This window comes from Marinobacter sp. MDS2, from assembly GCF_030718085.1.
Lineage (GTDB): Bacteria > Pseudomonadota > Gammaproteobacteria > Pseudomonadales > Oleiphilaceae > Marinobacter.
The window spans coordinates 79,040-97,127 of record NZ_JAVAJF010000002.1 but is presented as its reverse complement, the minus strand read 5'-3'; the positions used below and the strand labels follow the sequence as shown (position 1 = coordinate 97,127).

At 54.7% G+C, this 18,088-nt stretch carries 17 protein-coding genes and 1 tRNA gene; 4 read left to right on the top strand and 14 right to left on the bottom strand.

What is annotated here, in order from left to right; genetic code table 11:
• Positions 1–20 precede the first annotated feature (20 nt).
• Both Q9245_RS11265 and Q9245_RS11260 read right to left on the bottom strand, forming a co-directional pair.
• Complete coding sequence (locus Q9245_RS11265; RefSeq protein ID WP_305897281.1) at positions 21–2,075, bottom strand: BCCT family transporter; 2,055 nt, start codon at positions 2,073–2,075, stop codon at positions 21–23.
• A 192-nt stretch (positions 2,076–2,267) separates the two neighbouring features.
• Positions 2,268–2,699: a Spy/CpxP family protein refolding chaperone gene (locus tag Q9245_RS11260; protein WP_305897280.1), complete on the bottom strand. Its 432-nt coding sequence runs from the start codon at positions 2,697–2,699 to the stop codon at positions 2,268–2,270.
• Positions 2,700–2,930: 231 nt separating this feature from the next.
• On the opposite strand from Q9245_RS11260, the gene ylqF reads away from it, so the two are divergent.
• Positions 2,931–3,860: a ribosome biogenesis GTPase YlqF gene (ylqF, locus tag Q9245_RS11255; protein WP_305897279.1), complete on the top strand. Its 930-nt coding sequence runs from the start codon at positions 2,931–2,933 to the stop codon at positions 3,858–3,860.
• 148 nt (positions 3,861–4,008) lie between these two features.
• Positions 4,009–4,764 (top strand): fumarate/nitrate reduction transcriptional regulator Fnr, encoded by a 756-nt coding sequence (gene fnr / locus Q9245_RS11250; RefSeq protein WP_305897278.1) that lies wholly within the window; start codon positions 4,009–4,011, stop codon positions 4,762–4,764.
• Positions 4,765–4,781: 17 nt separating this feature from the next.
• Here fnr and Q9245_RS11245 read toward each other — a convergent pair whose 3' ends face one another.
• The gene (locus Q9245_RS11245) at positions 4,782–5,654 is read right to left on the bottom strand and encodes a sugar nucleotide-binding protein (protein ID WP_305897277.1); all 873 of its coding nucleotides are present in this window, start codon (positions 5,652–5,654) and stop codon (positions 4,782–4,784) included.
• 189 nt (positions 5,655–5,843) lie between these two features.
• Here Q9245_RS11245 and Q9245_RS11240 point away from each other — a divergent pair, with 189 nt between their 5' ends.
• On the top strand, positions 5,844–6,200 hold the full coding sequence (locus Q9245_RS11240) for a hypothetical protein (RefSeq protein WP_305897276.1): 357 nt from the start codon (positions 5,844–5,846) through the stop codon (positions 6,198–6,200).
• Between the two features lie 27 nt (positions 6,201–6,227).
• Here the strand turns inward: Q9245_RS11240 and alr are convergent, their stop codons facing one another.
• The 9 genes from alr to rnr all read right to left on the bottom strand — a co-directional run bounded on the left by alr (position 6,228) and on the right by rnr (position 14,343).
• Positions 6,228–7,301, bottom strand: a complete 1,074-nt coding sequence (gene alr / locus Q9245_RS11235; protein ID WP_305897275.1) for an alanine racemase — start codon at positions 7,299–7,301, stop codon at positions 6,228–6,230.
• Positions 7,301–8,707 carry a replicative DNA helicase gene (dnaB, locus tag Q9245_RS11230; RefSeq protein ID WP_305897274.1) on the bottom strand — a complete coding sequence of 469 codons (1,407 nt, stop codon included), beginning with the start codon at positions 8,705–8,707 and terminating at the stop codon, positions 7,301–7,303. Before dnaB ends, alr begins: the two co-directional genes overlap by 1 nt.
• 149 nt (positions 8,708–8,856) lie before the next feature.
• A complete protein-coding gene (rplI, locus tag Q9245_RS11225; RefSeq protein WP_305897273.1) occupies positions 8,857–9,303 on the bottom strand; it encodes a 50S ribosomal protein L9 in 447 nt (148 codons plus the stop codon).
• A gap of 20 nt (positions 9,304–9,323) precedes the next feature.
• Positions 9,324–10,190 carry a hypothetical protein gene (locus Q9245_RS11220; protein WP_305897272.1) on the bottom strand — a complete coding sequence of 289 codons (867 nt, stop codon included), beginning with the start codon at positions 10,188–10,190 and terminating at the stop codon, positions 9,324–9,326.
• Positions 10,191–10,215: 25 nt separating this feature from the next.
• Positions 10,216–10,446 (bottom strand): 30S ribosomal protein S18, encoded by a 231-nt coding sequence (gene rpsR, locus Q9245_RS11215; RefSeq protein WP_008937282.1) that lies wholly within the window; start codon positions 10,444–10,446, stop codon positions 10,216–10,218.
• 24 nt (positions 10,447–10,470) lie between these two features.
• A complete protein-coding gene (gene rpsF, locus Q9245_RS11210; protein ID WP_305897271.1) occupies positions 10,471–10,887 on the bottom strand; it encodes a 30S ribosomal protein S6 in 417 nt (138 codons plus the stop codon).
• 33 nt (positions 10,888–10,920) lie between these two features.
• Positions 10,921–11,070 (bottom strand): hypothetical protein, encoded by a 150-nt coding sequence (locus Q9245_RS11205; protein WP_305897270.1) that lies wholly within the window; start codon positions 11,068–11,070, stop codon positions 10,921–10,923.
• Positions 11,071–11,129: 59 nt separating this feature from the next.
• A complete protein-coding gene (gene rlmB, locus Q9245_RS11200) occupies positions 11,130–11,867 on the bottom strand; it encodes a 23S rRNA (guanosine(2251)-2'-O)-methyltransferase RlmB (RefSeq protein WP_305897269.1) in 738 nt (245 codons plus the stop codon).
• A gap of 25 nt (positions 11,868–11,892) precedes the next feature.
• Positions 11,893–14,343 carry a ribonuclease R gene (gene rnr, locus Q9245_RS11195; protein WP_305897268.1) on the bottom strand — a complete coding sequence of 817 codons (2,451 nt, stop codon included), beginning with the start codon at positions 14,341–14,343 and terminating at the stop codon, positions 11,893–11,895.
• A gap of 253 nt (positions 14,344–14,596) precedes the next feature.
• On the opposite strand from rnr, the gene Q9245_RS11190 reads away from it, so the two are divergent.
• Positions 14,597–14,683, top strand: a tRNA-Leu gene (locus tag Q9245_RS11190).
• Between the two features lie 137 nt (positions 14,684–14,820).
• Here Q9245_RS11190 and Q9245_RS11185 read toward each other — a convergent pair.
• Complete coding sequence (locus Q9245_RS11185; RefSeq protein ID WP_305897267.1) at positions 14,821–16,758, bottom strand: hypothetical protein; 1,938 nt, start codon at positions 16,756–16,758, stop codon at positions 14,821–14,823.
• Positions 16,759–16,893: 135 nt separating this feature from the next.
• Entirely contained in the window at positions 16,894–18,033 is a 1,140-nt protein-coding gene (locus Q9245_RS11180) for an acyl-CoA dehydrogenase family protein (RefSeq protein WP_305897266.1), read from the bottom strand.
• Positions 18,034–18,088: the final 55 nt, after the last annotated feature.

The window sequence follows — 18,088 nt, the reverse complement described above, 5'->3', positions numbered from 1 at the left end:
AGGCGGCTTTATATATCTTATTAAGCCTTTCCTGGCTCTGGGTCGTCCGATGTATTAATCATCTCGTCGTGTTCTGCCATTTCCCACGGCAGCTTGCCCGGGGATATATCGAGGAAGTGCAGATAGTTCTCGAACTGGTCCAAAATATCCTTGATTACATCGTCTTTGTCATACCCGTAAATATCGTAGGCCCGACCACCCCGGCGCAGATACACCTCCGCCCGGAAGTAAACGTCCGGCTTGTCCGGGTCCCGTTTAAGCTCGCCGTATACAAACCCCGGCATCGCGTGCTCGGTTAAGCGAATGTCGTAAACGAAATCCACGTGGTTCTTACGATGCACCATCAAATGCGAGCGCTCGTTTTCAGAATCGAATTCGGCGGAAGCACTCCACCCCTGCGCCGTTAACTCTTTCTCAACGTCCCGCATGGCCTCCATCACGGTGCCTTCAATGTAGGTGACCACATCTTGGCGCGTGGGAAAGTCGACCATAGCCGCCAATCGATGCTTCCATTGTGCCCCGGTCATGTGTCGATTGCTGCTGACATGGGCCTGCAAACTGGTTTCACGGTGCCCTTCGATCACCAGCGCCCGCCACATGCCAATCGCGGCAATGAGCATGATGATGGCGAACGGCAAGGCGCTGGCAATGGTCATAGTCTGCAAGGCGCTCAAACCACCAGCCAACAACAAGACCGACGCGACCGCACCTTCCAATACCGCCCAGAAAACACGCTGCCAGGCAGGCGTTTCAATAACACCACCGGAGGCAAGCGAGTCGATCACCAACGACCCCGAATCAGAAGACGTGACAAAGAATGTCACGATCAACAGAACGGTCAACAAGGAAATAAAGAAAGACCAAGGCAGCACATCGAACAACTTGAACAACGCCACCGCATGATCTGCCTGAACGTCATCAATCAGAGTGTTCAGCCCTTCGTTCATGATGAGAGTGAGTGCGGTATCGCCAAACACCGAGAACCACAGAAAGGTAAAGACCGATGGCACCAACATAACGCCAAACACAAACTGCCGGATGGTACGGCCGCGACTGATTTTCGCAATAAACATCCCGACAAACGGGGCCCAGGCGATGGTCCAGCCGAAGATGAACAAGGTCCAGTTCCCGATCCAGTCGCTACGGGTATAGGCTTGCAGATTAAACGTACGCTCAACAATGCCGCTCAGATAACTGCCGGTGTTCTGCAGGAAAGTTTCCAGAATGTGAATGGTTGGCCCCACCACAAACACGAACAGCATCAGGGAAATGGCCAATACCATATTAAGGATGGACAGTCGCTTTACGCCCTTATCCATACCCGCCACAACGGACACGGTTGCCGCAGCGGTGATCACCGCAATCGCAATAATCTGCACGGTGGTGCTGACCGGCACGTCAGACCAGAGGTAATTAATACCAGCATTGATTTGAGTAACCGATAAACCCAGTGTGGTGGCAATACCGAACATAGTGCCCAAAATGGCAAAAACATCGACCACATGACCAATAGGGCCGTAGATCTTCTCACCGATCAAAGGATAAAGGGCAGAACGAATCGATAGCGGCAAACCATGGCGAAATGCGAAGTATGCCAGCACAAGGCCGACCAATCCGTAGATTGCCCAAATGTGAAAACCCCAGTGGAAGAAAGCAATCTGCATTGCCTGCTTCGCGGAGTTGACGGTTTCGGCAGCGCCGGCAGGGGGTGCCGCGTAATGTAAGACCGGCTCAGCCACCCCGAAAAACAGCAAAGCAATGCCGTAACCTGCCGAGAACAGCATCGCAAACCATTCCGGAAACGAGTATTGCGGCTCTGCGTGGTCTGGGCCAAGCTTGATGTTACCCCACTTAGAAGCCCCGACTGACACAATAAAGACCAGGAATATGGCCACGGAAAGCATATAGAACCAACCGAACGTTTCGGTGATCCAGCTCAGCGTCGCACTGAACGCCTCACCGGCCATCTCTGGATTGCTGATTGTTCCTATCACCAGCAACAGCGAGACCAGCACGGCCGGAATAAACACCGGCACCAGTATTGTCGAGCGAATTGCCTTCTTCTCCGAAGCCATAAAACGTCACCTATCCTTTTGATCAATACAAACAGACACTTCAGCCATCAATATAGAAGCTTAAGGGCAATCGTCCATTCATTCAATTCGCAGGCGGCTGTCAGCAAAACGAAAAAGGTAGGCAGAAAAACAAGGAAGGGCCGGGGCGCCCTTTATCAGAACGCCCTCGGAATGACCTTTAAAAACGGCGGGTTACTGCATCTGGCGCTGCTGCATTTGCTGCTGCATCTGTTGTTGCATCTGCTGCATTTTGCGGTCGAGCTCATCACGCTGTTCTTTGGTAAACACCGCATCCACTTTGGCCTGCATCAACGCAGAAAGCGCGGCAATTTTGCCGGTCACGTCACCCAGCTTTTCAGCGTGGGAACGAATGTTGTCCTCGTCGTAATCGGCCTTAATTTCACCTTGCAGCTCACGCTGCAGACCTTGGGCATCCTGACGCAGCTCACCCAGCTCGCCTTCCATCTCGCTGATGATGCCGCGAATCTCTGCTTGCTGGTCATCAGACAAGCCCACCATCTGCGCCAACTGGGCAACCTGATCTGTCTGGCCCTGCTGGGCAAATGCCGGCATCGACAGACTGATTGCTACCAATGCCGAACCAATAATCTTTTTCAGTTTCATAAAACGCTCCAAACGTGAGTGGCATCTTCACCACAACATGGTCAATTTACATTTCAGTGCCTCACACCCTAAATCATTCCCGCAACTGATTTCACCCCGATCCCCCTGCTTTTTGTACAGTTTTTTGGGGCGTGAGCCCACACCCCGCACCACTCCGGCATTTTGACAATGTGAAAATTTAGTCATTCCACTGCATAATGGCGGCTTTCCACACCCTACGGAGCAGACATCATGGCCATTAACTGGTTTCCCGGGCATATGCACAAGGCCCGCAAGGAGATCAAAAAAGTCATGCCCCAGATGGATCTCATCATCGAGGTGGTTGACGCCCGACTCCCCTTCAGCAGCGAAAATCCGCTGGTGCCGTCGCTGCGTGGCGATACGCCTTTGATCAAAGTCCTGAACAAGCGGGATCTGGCAGACCCGGAAATCACCGACCAATGGTTGGAGTGGCTGGAGCAGGAACGCGGGGTGCGCGCCATCACCCTAACCCACAACCAACGACAGGAAGCCTTGAACATCCTCAAGCTGGCTGAAGAAATGACACCGGGCCACGACCGGCAAAAAAGCGCTTTACGGGTGATGATCCTGGGCATACCCAACGTTGGAAAGTCCACGCTGATCAATACCCTTGCAGGCCGACCAGCGGCGAAGACCGGCAACGAGCCCGCCGTCACCCGGGCACAACAAGCCATCAAGCTGCCGGATAATGTTCTGCTGTACGACACCCCGGGGTTTCTGTGGCCTAAGCTGTCACCCGAACAGTGCGGCTATCGCCTGGCGGTGAGCGGAGCAATTCGCAGTGCCGTATTGGATTTTGAAGACGTTGCCATGTTTGAGGCGGACTATCTGGTAGACAGCTACCCGGAACTGGCCATGTCCCGGTATGGCCTTGATGAACGCCCACAAGACGGCTTGGCGTTAATGGATGCCATTGCAGCCAAACGGCGCTTCCTGGGCCGCGGCGGTGTTCCTGATTTGCACAAGGTCTCGGAAGTACTCATCAACGAGTTCCGGGCTGGCACTATTGGCCGAATCTCTCTGGAAACCCCCGCAATGGTCGAGAAAGAATTGGAGGAAGCCCGAGCTTTAGCCGAGGCCGAAGCAGCGGCAAAAGAAGCGCAAGAGACGGAACGCAAGCAGAAAGGGCGCAAACACTAAGCCTTTAGAGTTAAGCATAATTACCGCTAGCTCGAACATTCGTTATAAAGCTATCTTCTTTTGGTATACTTTATCGGCGCTCAACAAACAGCCTTCATCGATATTCCCGGGCTGTTTGTTTACACCATTTAATTCAGGTTTTTTGGTTATGGCTAAGGCAATTCCTCTTCGTTCCGTTTCACCGCTCAGGGCCTCGTGCAACCAATGCAGCCTGAGCAATCTTTGTCTGCCGCTGGCCGTCGAGGAAAACGATCTGGATAGTCTTGAGGACATTGTACAGCAGGGTAAAATCTACAATCGCGGCGAGCACGTTTTTGACCAGAGCACACCGGTCAAATCCTGCTTTGCGGTAAAAAGCGGCTCAATCAAAACGTCCATCGTTACGGAAAGTGGCGAAGAGCAGGTCACGGGCTTTTTTATGCCGGGCGAGCTCGTCGGCCTGGATAGCTTGGGCAGCGATCAATACGCCTGCACAGCCAAAGCTCTGGAGCGTACCAGCCTGTGTGAGTTCCCTATGGATAAGCTGGAAGAGCTGACTCTCAAACTGCCAGAACTACAGCACCATATGTACCAGCTGATGAGCAAGGAAATCCAAAGCAGCCACCAATTGGCCATGCTGCTCAGCAAAAACACCGCCGAAGAGCGGATCGCCGCCCTGCTGCTTTCACTGTCCAGTCGTTTCCGACGTCGCCGGATGTCCGGCACGACCTTTAGCTTGCCCATGCCCCGAAACGACATTGCCAATTTTCTGGGACTAGCAGTTGAAACCGTCAGTCGCGTATTCACGCGTTTCCAGAACCAGGGCATCTTACGGGCGAAAGGCCGAGAGGTTGAACTGCTTGATATCGAAGCCTTGCAGACCGTGACTCACGAGGTGAGCAAGCAAGCCTGCCGGTCATCGTAATCCGAAACGAACCAGGCTTATTGCGCCGGCTCGTTTTCAGATTTTTCAGCAGCGGTCGCCATCAAAAATTCTTCTTCCAGCCAACGCCGCCACGGCAGTTGTTTTATGCCAAAGGTGTTGCGGATTTTCGTGCATACCATGGTGGTGTTCACCGGTTCAAGGTGGCCCCAGTCCGGGTTTTCATCCACCACCCGAATGCCTTCAGGAATTCCCGGCATATCTGCAATCGATAATCCGAGTTCGTACAAGGATATTTCCTCTGCACCGGCATATTGGTATGTGCCCCAGGCTTCAGCGCCGCAATCCAGCTGCATAATGATCGCAGCCATTACCCGCGCCAGATCCTTCACCGCCACCGGTTGGCCGTAGCAACGGCCCGGCAATGGCAGCGCCTCGGTGTTGGCGCTGTTTTCATGCACCTTTTTTGCAATCCGGGCCAGGCTCCAACCGGTGCGTAAAATAATATGCCTGGGCAACTGACTGCGTAACGCCTGTTCGCACTCCCACTGCCAACGCCCCAGTTCGTTAATGGGCTGGCCGGGATTGGAGGCGATATAGGCATCTTGTTTGCGGCCATCGAACACATAGCATGACGACAACTGAAGCATGGCCATGCCGCGCTCCAGAGCATGCCCTGCGAGAGCCAGCGGCAAGGAGAACGCGGCTTCATGAGTTGCTTCACGATCGGCTTCAGCCTGCTCGGGATCGCCTAACCAGAGCGCGTTAACGATCAAATCGGTGTCGTTCGGAATCCAGCTTGCCAACGCATGCAGATCAACCCGGGCAGGATCGCTTATCAGCAGAGGACTGACCCGCAGGTGCGAGTTTCTCAAGCGATCAAGAAGTACCCGGCCTAATGGGCCGTAATCGTGAACAACTAAGACATGCACGGGAATTCACTACCTCCGAATTTCGCTGATATGACAGGTTAATGCACTTTAGGGCCAATGGCCTTAGCGAAGGTTTTGCTGCACCATTCATCGTATCGTATAACAACTGACTTAATGTCAGTATGAACCACGCTCTGTGCAGCAGCGCCCTTGCGCCGGAACCATGAGCATACAACACCAGGACTGATGATGCTGAAACAACAAAGCCACATTGTTGCCCCCATCCCGGATGAACTCCGTACCCGCGCTCTTTATACTGTGAGCGAATTAAAAGCTCGCGGCAAAGCCGATAAGGAAGCCATCGACCAATTGCACAGTCTCATCGTGGAGTTGACCGAAAACGGCCTTGATTTCTTTTTTCTGGAACCGCTACGTCGCCTGAATGCCGGCAGCATGACCATGAGTATGGCCAAAGTGGGCATTAGCAGCATGCTCAAAGGCAGCAAAATGGTGGTTCATAAAGTACTCAAAAAACTGAACGACCGTAGCCTGACATCCATTCTGGAATTTATCGAAGAAATCATTCACGAGCCGGAAGCCCAGTAACTCCAGCCAACGCATCCGGGCCGCCGATTACCGGCAGACCCGGGGCACCCTGGCCGTCACCCCGGTCAGCAATTCATAACCGATGGTATTGGCACAGGCTGCCACCTCATCTACGCTGACGGTCTTGCCCCACAACTCCACCATGTCGCCTTCTTGAGCCTCAGGAACGCCGGTCAGATCAACGGCCAACATATCCATCGAAACCCGACCAAGAAGCCCTACACGCTGCCCTCGAACGGCTGCAGGCGTACCGGTGCCGGCATGGCGTGGATAACCGTCGCCATACCCGATTGCGACCATACCCATGCGAGTTTCGGATTCGGCCACCCAGGTTGAACCGTAACCAATAGATTCTCCGGGCTGGACGACGCGTGTAGTGATTAAAGGAGCCTCGAGCGTCATAACCGGCTTGAGCCCCAGGTCTGGCCCGGTTTTACCGATCATCGGGGATGCACCGTAGAGCATGATGCCGGGCCGGCTCCAGTCATAAAGCGGCTGATCAGGCAGGAAATGTGCGGCGGAGTTGCCCACGCTTCGCATCAACGAAGGCCAGGCCTCTGTGGCTTGCTCGAAACTTCGGGTCTGCTCGTGGGTCATGGGGCTCGAGGTGTCGTCGGCGCATGCAAAATGAGTCACGAAGCCTTGTAGCCCGGCTCGTTGCCCGGCCTGCTCAAGCTTCGCCATAACCGCAGGCAGTTCGGACGGCCTGAAGCCTAACCGGTTCATACCCGTATTCACTTTCAGCCAATACGCCGGAGCGCGGCCAGCGGCCAACCATTCCAGCTGCTGGTTATTGTGCAGCACTGGTTCGAAGCCTTGATGCGAGCACACCGCCACATCTTCGCGACTGTGCACGCCTTGCAGCATCACGACCGACTGGCTCAGGCCAGCGGAACGTATTTCAAGCGCTTCTTCCAGACAAGCCACTGCAAATTTTCGGGCGTCGTTCGCCAGCACCTTTGCAACCGCTTGAATGCCATGGCCATAGCCATCGGCTTTGACCACAGCCATCGCCTGGGCAGTGCCCGCTTTGGCTTGCGCCAGCTGGTAGTTGAACTTCAGAGCATCCAGATCAATTCTGGCAACGGTTGCGCGAGGCATTAATAGTCACCACCGTAATCACCGTAATCCCCGTGCGCCAAGTCCTCAAACTTGGTGTACTTCCCGATAAAGGCCAGCCGGATGGTGCCGATCGGGCCGTTCCGCTGCTTACCAATGATAATTTCCGCGATGCCTTTGTCCTGCGTATCTTCGTTATAGACCTCATCCCGATACACGAACATGATCACGTCGGCGTCCTGCTCGATCGCACCGGATTCCCGGAGATCGGAGTTCACGGGGCGCTTGTTGGGACGTTGCTCGAGACTACGGTTCAGCTGGGACAGTGCCACCACCGGGCAACTCAATTCCTTGGCAATACCTTTCAACGATCGAGAAATCTCGGAAATCTCTGCCGTTCGCCCTTCGGTGTTCCCCGGCACCCGCATCAACTGAAGGTAATCCACCATGATCAGACCGATTTTTCCGCCATTTTCCCGGGCGATCCGGCGCGCGCGTGATCGCATTTCCGTAGGACTCAGGCCCGGCGTGTCATCGATGTACAGCGGTTTGTCTTTCAGCAAGCTAACCGCCGATGTCAGGCGTGGCCAGTCATCTTCCTCAAGCTTGCCGCCACGAACCTTGGTCTGATCAATCCGACCCAAAGAAGAGAGCATACGCATAGCCAGAGCATCCGCTGGCATCTCCATACTGAACACTAGAATGGGGGTGCCCGTACTGATCAAGGCATTTTCCACGATGTTCATGGCAAAGGTGGTTTTACCCATCGACGGACGTCCGGCCACGATAATCAAGTCTGCCGGCTGCATACCGGAGGTCTGGTCATCCAGATCACGGAAGCCAGTGGTCAAACCGGTGGTTTGCTCACCCGACTCGAACAATTCTTCGATGCGGCTGAGCGTTGTGGCCAGAATCGGGTTGATGGCTTTAGGCCCCGACCCTTCCTTGGTTCGCGCCTCAGCAATCTGAAACACGCTGCGCTCTGCCTCATCGAGTATTTCACTGCTTTTTCGACCCAGCGGATTAAACGCCGAATCGGAAATTTTCCCGGACACTTCAACCAGCTGGCGCAACACCGAGCGCTCGCGCACGATGTCCGCATAGGCGGCAATGTTCGCTGCACCCGGGGTTTTCTCTGCCAACTCAGCCAGATAAGACAGGCCGCCCGCGTCTTCAATATCCCCGGCCCGCTCGAGAAACTCGGCTAAGGTGACGACATCCAGGGGCTCACTTTCACTGGCTAGCCGCTCGACAGCACCAAATATCAGGCGGTGATCCTGGCGATAGAAATCAGCCGCAGAGATCATTTCTGAAATCTCGTCGAACCGTCGATTATCCAGCATCAGGCCACCCAATACGGCCTGTTCAGCTTCCACCGAATGGGGTGGAACTTTGATACGACTGGTTTCTGAATCAATAGATGCAGGTTTGGGAGAAGGAGTTGCCATAGACACCAGACACGTAAGGAATGAAAAACAGACCTACAAGAATACCAGAAACAAACAAGCCCGAAACCGTTTCCGGTCCGGGCTTGTTGTAGACCGCTAAAAGCCTGGGCTTCAGCGGTCGCAGAACTTACCAGCTGTGGTCAAACCGATTACTCGGCAACAACCGCCAACTTGATGGTAACTTCAACGTCTGAGTGCAGCTGCAGCTCGATGTCGTACTCGCCAGTAGTCCGCAGAGGACCTTCCGGCAGACGAACTTCACTCTTCTCGACTTCAGTGCCGCCAGCAGAAACAACGTCTGCAATATCGCGAACACCGATAGAACCGAACAGCTTACCTTCATCACCAGCCTTGGAGGTGATGGTGAAGGATGCGCCTTCCAGAGCTTCTGCACGGGACTGGGCAGCAGACAGCTTTTCAGCAGCGGCTTTTTCCAGCTCAGCGCGACGCTCTTCAAACGCCTTTACGTTTGCTTCCGTGGCAGGCACAGCCTTGCCGTACGGCAGCAGGAAATTACGACCGTAACCGGCCTTAACATTTACCTTGTCGCCCAAAGTGCCAAGGTTTGCAACTTTCTCGAGCAGAATAACTTCCATCTCGTTAACCTCTTCGTGCTTTATTCAGCCGGTCCGGTTGGCGCAATGCGCTCCCGAATATCCAGCCAGCTATCCACAAAAGCCAGAACCAACAACAGCATCATTAGATTCAGACCCAACAGCCCCAACACAATGTAAAACGCGAGCAACGCCTGACCGCCCCACTGCTTACGACCAACCACACCATGAACCAGAGCCAAACCTGCCACCAGAAGCGGCGTGCCTGCAGCCCAGGCCAACAGTACCGGATTCAGCCCCAACAAAGGGCCCGATACAATGGTTACAGCGCATACCACCGCGACGGCCGGCGACAACCTGACGGCGTGAAACTCGCGCCGGAAACCACCGGGGTTATCCAGCCCTGCCTGCCAGGATCTCGCCAACATGGCCATGGCAATCGCTATCGCGAAAGCCGAGCCCGCCATACTGGCGCTCATCGCGCTTCGGATGATTCGCTCCAGGTCGCCGCCCAGAGCCTGAACCACTTCAGCGTTGTATTGGTCGTAAAACTCGACACCTATTCGAACAAGTTCGTTTAGCAGTGCCGGATACATGACGGGCAACATCAGGCCGGTCAGTATCGTCAGAAAGGCGCCGGATAACAGCGCGTTTTCCCAGGACAGCGATGCCCGGAAGACCGATGCAATCAGCATCGTTTGCAGCAGTACGATCAGCGCTGTCGGGTTTTGGCCGTAAACGGCCCACCCCAATGCGGGCAAAACTGCCCAGAGCCCAATGGTGAGCCCCTGCCGAATCCCTTGTCGCATAATGACAAGGGCCGTAACTGCTGCGCCTATCCAGAACAACAAAGGAACAATAGTAGAGACTACTGCAACTCCGCCGGCCTGCATGGGACCGCGCATTACATACTGTGCCAGTGCACGCATGGTCCCGGGTCCTGTCTATCTGTGCTTAGTGGTCGTGACTATCCGTATACGGCAGCAGTGCCAGGTAGCGGGCACGCTTGATAGCGGTAGCCAGCTGACGCTGATAACGTGCTTTGGTGCCGGTGATACGGCTGGGCACGATTTTGCCGGTTTCAGTGATGTAGCCTTTCAGGGTGTCCAGATCCTTGTAATCGATCTCTTTAACACCTTCTGCCGTGAAGCGGCAGAACTTACGACGTCTGAAAAAACGAGCCATAACTTAACTCCTAACTCCGGTGAATTACTCTTCTTCGCCTTTGGACTCAGTGCTCTGGCTTTCGCCAGACTCAGCCGAACGGCGTGGACGATCATCTCCGCCGGAACGACGGTCCTCACGGGACTCAGCGGCTTTCATCGGAGACAGGTCAGTAACAGCCTCGTCGCGACGCAGGATCAGCTCACGGATGATCGCATCGTTGAAGCGGAAGTTATGAGTCAGCTCGTCCATCGCAGCCTGTGAACATTCAACGTTCATCAGCACGTAGTGAGCTTTGTGAATCTTGTTGATCGGGTATGCCAGGTGACGACGGCCCCAATCTTCCAGGCGATGTACCTGACCGCCATCTTCAGTGATGACGCCGGTATAACGCTCGATCATCGCGGGCACCTGCTCGCTCTGATCCGGATGTACCATAAATACGATTTCGTAGTGACGCATGAGTTCTCCCTACGGGTTAAACAGCTTTCGACCTCAGATGGCCCCTTCGGAACCGCTCCAAAGCATGGAAAGCAAGGAGGTGACAGCTAAGCTGCCGGCTTCTTTTTGCTTTTTAAACAGGGTCTTGTATAAAACCGCCTGATCAAAAGCGAGATTTTGATCCCCTGAATTCAGGCAATACAAAACCACCCCTTCTAAAAGGGGTGACGTATTCTATGCCTACAAGGGGTATCGTGCAAGGATTAACCGGTTCGTTGGCGCAACGCTTCGTACAGACAAACGCCCGTCGCCACCGAGACGTTCAGACTATCGACGTGGCCGTGCATTGGGATGTTCACCAACTGATCACAGTGCTCACGGGTAAGACGACGCATCCCCTTACCTTCCGCTCCCATCACCAACGCCACCGGCCCCTTAAAGTCAGCCTGGAACAAATTGGCATCCGACTCGCCCGCCGTTCCGATGAGCCAAACACCCTGATCTTTCAATTCGCGCAGAAAGCGCGCCAGATTGGTGACTCGAACAAACGGTACGGTTTCAGCGGCGCCACAGGCAACCTTTCGGGCGACAGGCGTCAAGCTTGCCGATTTATCTTTCGGTACGATAACGGCCTGAACACCCACGGCATCAGCAGTACGCATGCACGCGCCCAGGTTGTGAGGATCGGTCACGCCATCCAGCACCAACAGGAACGGCGGCTTATTGCTCGACGCCAACTGCGCCAGCAAATCCGCTTCGGTCCATTCGCGACTCTCGGCGACTTCGGCCACAACACCTTGATGCACGCCAGACACACGCTCATCCAGCTCGCGGCGATGCACAACACTCCAGCGCACGCCCAAACCATCCAGCGCCTCGGTCACCGATTTCACGCGCTTGTCCTGGCGCCCGGTTTGGATCCACACACGCAACAAACGCTCCGGCTCCCGTTTCAGCACTGCATCCACGGCATGCCAGCCAAATACATATTCCTGAGACACTAGCGATTCATTCCTGTGTTACTGGTTACTTGCGGCTTTTACGTTTTTTACCGGCCGGGGCCGATTTATGAGTCGCGCCCTTCTTCGCAGCTTCGCGCGCAGCCTCACTGGCCAAGCGCTCTTTTGCGCTGGCAGGTTTTCCAGACTTGCCACGCTTACCACCCTTACCGGCCCGGTCGCCTTTGTTACGAGGCTCTCGTTTGGCAATATCAAGCGCATCCCGGTCGGCGGTGCGTTTTTGAGGCTTGCTAGTCAGTTCTAGGTCGATCTTGCGATCTTCCAGACCAACCCGCACCACCTTCACTTTAACCTCATCGCCCAACCGGAAGCTTACCGCAGTGCGCTCCCCGATCAGCCGGTGCTTGGCCGCATCATGGTGAAAGTAATCGCCACTGAGCGTCGAGACATGCACGAGCCCTTCAATGTAGATATCCGCCAGCTCAACAAAGAAACCGAACGGTACAACCGCCGCAATCACACCGTTGTATTCCTCGCCCACGTGATCCTTAAGGAATTCACATTTGAGCCAGGCCATTACATCGCGAGTGGCATCATCCGCGCGGCGCTCAGTCATCGAACAATGCTGACCGAGCTGCTCAACTTTCGCGTAATCGTAGGGATAGGCGGCTAACCCTGCATCCAGCTCTTTAGGCGACACCACATCTTTCTGCACTTCCGGGTTGTGAATGCAGGACTTGATAGCCCGATGCACCACTAAATCCGGGTAACGACGGATGGGCGACGTAAAGTGCGCATAGCTCGCAAAGCCCAGACCGAAGTGGCCGCTCTCTTCAGGGCTATACACAGCCTGACTCAATGAGCGCAGCATCACCGTTTGGATAACATGGGCATCTGAGCGATCCGACACCTCGGACAACAGCTGTTGATAATCCGCGGATGTTGGCCGATCACCACCACCCAACTGCAGCCCCAATTCGCTCAGGAACAGACGCAACTTGGCCAGACGCTCCTCGGACGGGCCATCGTGCACCCGATACAGCGCTGGCATTTTATGCTTTTTCAGGAACCGCGCCGTGGCTACGTTCGCACACAGCATGCACTCTTCCACAATCTTGTGGGCATCGTTCCGGTGCACCGGAACAATCTCTTCAATTTTGCGCTGTGCATCAAAAACAATCTTGGTTTCGGTGGTTTCGAAATCAATTGCGCCGCGTTCGGTACGCGCTTTTCGCAGAAGCTTATAGAGCTCGTACAAATTATGCAGATGCGGCAGCAAGTCGGCGTAGTGAGCACTTAGCTGATAACCCTGCTCGGTGTCCGGGTGCTCAAGCATGGTGCTGACTTTGTTGTAGGTCAGCCGAGCATGGCTGCGCATGACCGCCTGGTAGAAGGTGTAGCCGCTGATGTTGCCCGCGGCACTGATGGTCATGTCAGCCACCATGCACAAACGGTCGACACCGGGGTTCAATGAACACAAGCCGTTAGACAGCTTCTCTGGCAGCATCGGTACAACGTGATCCGGGAAGTACACAGAGTTACCGCGCTCAAACGCTTCTTCATCTAGCGGAGACCCGGCACGCACGTAGTGCGACACGTCCGCAATCGCTACGACCAAACGGTACCCCCCCCGCGGGCGCGGCTCACAGTAGATCGCGTCATCGAAATCACGAGCCGATTCATCATCGATGGTTACCAGCCGCATGTTTCGAATATCAACGCGATTTACTTTGTCTTTTTCTTCAACTTCTGAAGATATCGCCGCCGCTTGTTCGCCAACAGCATCCGACCAACTGTGTGGAATTTCATAGGAGCGGATGGCTACATCTATTTCCATGCCCGGAGCCATGTGCTCACCCAGCACCTCCATCACCCGCCCAGTAGGCTGGGTGCGAACGGTCGGCTGGCGCAAGATTTCAACAACCACATACTGCCCGTGCACCGCGGCACCAACATTCTCGTCCGGAATCAGAATCTCGTGATTGATACGAGCATTCTCAGGAACGACAAAGGCAATGCCGCTCTCTTTGAAGAAACGCCCCACGGTCTGTTCGGTACGATGCTCCAGCACTTCAACGATCACACCTTCACGGCGACCACGGTCATCAACCCGATCCACTCGCGCGGCTACCCGATCACCATGGAAAACCTGCCGCATCTGGCGGGCGATCAAAAACAGGTCGGAACTGCCGTCATCGGGAATCAAAAAACCAAACCCATCGCGATGACCGGAGATCTTGCCAGTGACCAATGCAGCCTCTTCAATCGGCAAAAACGCATTTCGACGGTTACAGATCAACTGTCCATCACGGCACATGGCGATCAGGCGCCGGCGCAATGCTTCTATACCTTCCTCAGAGACCTGCCCCAATTCTTGGCACAAGGTTTCATGAGTGGCTGGAGCGCCGCGCTCTTTCAGGTGATTGAGGATAAACTCCCGGCTTTGGATGGGGTTATCGTATTTCTGGGCCTCACGATCAGCGTGAGGGTCCCGTATATTTTTTTTCTTGGAAACCATTCGGGTCCTTGCTATTCAGGCCGCAAACACTGCGGCAAAATTCATTAACTCACACAGTATAACGTTGGCATCTTAAACCTGCATGACAAGGGGGACATTAATAGGCACAAATACCGTGAAAACTTTTTTCACTAAAACGTTTGACAGACCACAAAGGAATTATTAAAGTACGCGCCATCGGTTGAGGGGCACCCTTCAACTCTGGCAGAAACGCCCGTTCTAAGTGAACTTTCGGCGCTACTGCAAATCACCTGCCGAGGTGGTGAAATTGGTAGACACGCTAGCTTCAGGTGCTAGTGGGGGCAACCCCGTGGAGGTTCAAGTCCTCTCCTCGGCACCATTTCCTTCCCCAGGAAATGGCACTCAGAAAACCTTTAATTAAGCATCAAACAAGCCGAAACGCTTGGATTTTTTTGTATCTGACGATAAAGCGGCAGCCATGTAGACATACCGCTTGCACCATCCGCGATTATCTAGCTATTCAGAAATTTCACGCTCCAGCCCTTCAATTAAATAATCCGTAAGGCTTTTATACACATAATCCACCTGCGCAAACGCAACCCCACCGCTCTCTTGAACAGAATCCCCGCATGTTGTGGTTGCACCGGCACGCTTCAGCTCGGCCCGCTGAATGTAATTTACGGTTTCGGCCGTTACATCGCTTTGATTCAGAGCCGGATAGGACAAATGCCATTGAAACGCACCATCCACAGAATCTACGCGCTCCAGACTCGCCGCGGCTGAGTTTTGCACAGGGAATTTGAGGAGCCGCTGCACCTCCAGCCCACCGGATGACTCGCCCTGACGGGTGTAGCTGCGGTAGTCGTACTCGTAGGCGCTGTCATACCCGTTTAAAGCCTCGGAGACAGATACCCCAAACAGCCGGGTGACATACGCGTTTTCTGGAACAACCGGATCATTTTCAGTGCCTGCCGGGTCGCAGACATCACCCGCCCCGGCCTCTTTAAAGACAATCGAACGCTCCACCGCCTCGCCGGTTTCGATGCGATACCCGCTCACTCGGCTACTCGCCCATATTTCAGCCGGAGCATTCTCGACAGCCACAGACAACATTCTGTCTGGACGCCCTGAAACAGTTTCAACAATGGCGGATTTATCGCCCCACCTCCATTCAATTTCAGCGCTCCCGCCCAACTCGGAGCTCTCTGGCTCAATGCCTTGCGTCACTTTATGGCACTGGGTAACCGTATCAAAGTAAGCACGACTGTTTGACCAATCGAACACGATACGCTCATGAACGCCGCCCTCTTCATAGAAGCCATGGCTGAGACCGGACAAAGACGCACTAGGCAACCACGGCGTATTCAGCGTTGCGATATATCCATCCACCTGCACCAGCCGCATCAGCTCGGGTAACGATGGGGTCATGCAGCCCCGGCTGGAAACCGACAACAACTGTCCATCTTCCGTGTAATCAAACGTCAGTTCGGCCGAGGGTTTCAGGTCCCGGGCAGGCAACGTGCCGGAGCGGTCAGAGTGCGCAGCAACCTTCACTGCGGTCAATAGAACCGGGTTGCTGAGCTCAAGGGGAACAACGGGCAAAGCCAATGTGTCCGGGTCCACATTGCCGTAACTCCCTCCGGTTGCCGCTGCATCCACCCGCTGCATGACCTCGGCGGCGTTCTGAACTAACGAGATGCCCAGCAGCCGAACAGATTCTGCGGATAACAAGCGCTCTCTACCATCACTGTCCGGTTCAGACAGCAAGGTGTTGTAGTCGTCAGGCATCTGGCTCGCCATAAAGCGAGCCAACGCTTGAGCATAGACCCGCGCTTTATCGTCGTTGGCAAGCACGTAGTCTTTTAGCAAATTCAGCCCATCCAGATCGGCATAGCGTCCCGGGGAAACCGTTCCGAGCTCCGGACTGATAGAACTTCCCACAACGGCTCGGAAACGAGCCAGCGTGGTTAGCGGCGTAACGTTGGTCACACCCGGACTGGCCGACATCAGAAAGGCCCGTTTTACCGCGACATGCCCCCTACGGGTTTCTTGCAAGGTTTGACCGGGCAGCGCCAATGCATACAAGGGGTAATCTCTGGGATCCAGGTCCTTGCCCACCGTGCCGGGCACATCGAACTCAGAAATATCGAGATCAAAGCGCCCTCCTGCCATCGTCATGGCTGTGGGTTCGCCCTTCTCCAGCGTGTACTTTTCACCACTGGCCAAAGTAACCTCTAGCGGCCCCTTGCTGTATTGCCCATCGCCATCCAGATCCAGCCAAACGCGTGCATTTCGAAGATAGTCATCAATAACGCGCCCTGAATAGGGAGCCGGCTGGCTGTAGCCCACACCATCAAAATCACGGCCATCAACCGGCAGTTGGTCGGACTCTTCGCCACAGCCGGCGAGCACGAGAGATAGCAAAGGAGCAGAAAGACAGAACAGGCGTTTCATCACGGCAACCGTTTATCCTTGTTAGAAGGTTGTGCCGTTACTGTAGGGAATACCGAAGCCGGAGACCTTGACCGGCTTGGCAAATTGTAAAGTTTGGTAAACAGCAGGCTCGAGGCCTGCTGTTACAAGGGCGAGTTAGAACGAACGGGCAACGATTTCTTTCATGATTTCGTTGGTGCCGGCATAAATGCGCTGCACGCGTGAATCGGCCCATGCGCGGGCAATGGGGTATTCCCACATGTAGCCATAGCCGCCGTGCAACTGGACACACTCGTCCATGACCTTGCATTGCAGGTCGGTGGTGTGCTGCTTGAGCATAGCCGCTGTCGGGATATCCAGCTTCTTATCCAGATGAAGCTCCAGGCAACGATCCGTAAACACCCGGGCGGCCGTGATCTCAGCTTTAAGTTCCGCCAGCTTGAAACGGGTGTTCTGGAATGCCACTACCGGCTTACCAAACGCTTTCCGCTCTTTTACATAGTCTAGGGTCCACTGCCAGGCCGCCTCTGCAGCCGCCACGGCGGTGATCGCCACCTGCAGACGCTCGGCCGGCAGCTCGCTCATTAACTGGACAAAACCCTGCCCCTCATGACTCCCCAGCAGATTCCCGGCAGGCACCTTAACATCCTGGAAGAACAACTCGGACGTATCTTGAGCCTTCATGCCCACTTTGTTCAGGTTCTGCCCCTTCTCGAACCCCTCAGAGGCAGTCTCGACGATGAACAAACTGGTGCCTTTGGCGCCCTCTTTGGGATCGGTCTTGGCGACCACCACAACCAAATCCGCTAACTGGCCGTTGGTAATGAACGTTTTGGAGCCGTTCAAGAGGTAGTGATCGCCCTGTTTGATGGCCGTGGTTTTCACGCCCTGCAGGTCGGAACCTGCGCCCGGCTCTGTCATGGCGATGGCACCCACCATTTCGCCGGACGCCAGTTTCGGCAAGTAATGCTGCTTTTGTTCGTCGGTGCCGTAGTTATAGATATAGGGGGCGACGATGTCCGAGTGAAGAGCCCAACCAATCCCCGTCAAACCGGCTTTGGCGACCTCTTCCATAACTACCGCGGAATACCGGAAGTCGGCGCCAACACCGCCGTACTCTTCAGGCAATGTCGGACAAAGAAAGCCCAGCTCGCCCGCTTTGTGCCAGATTTCCCGGCTCACCTGGCCGTCTTTCTCCCACTGCTCATGATAGGGAGCGGCTTCCTGTTCCAGGAATTTACGGACGGAATCCCGGAACCCTTCAAGATCGGCATCAAACAGAGTACGTGGAATCATGGCAGAACCTCGCGTATCGAGTGGCTTGTTTTTATGTTCAACCAGTCTGTGACGA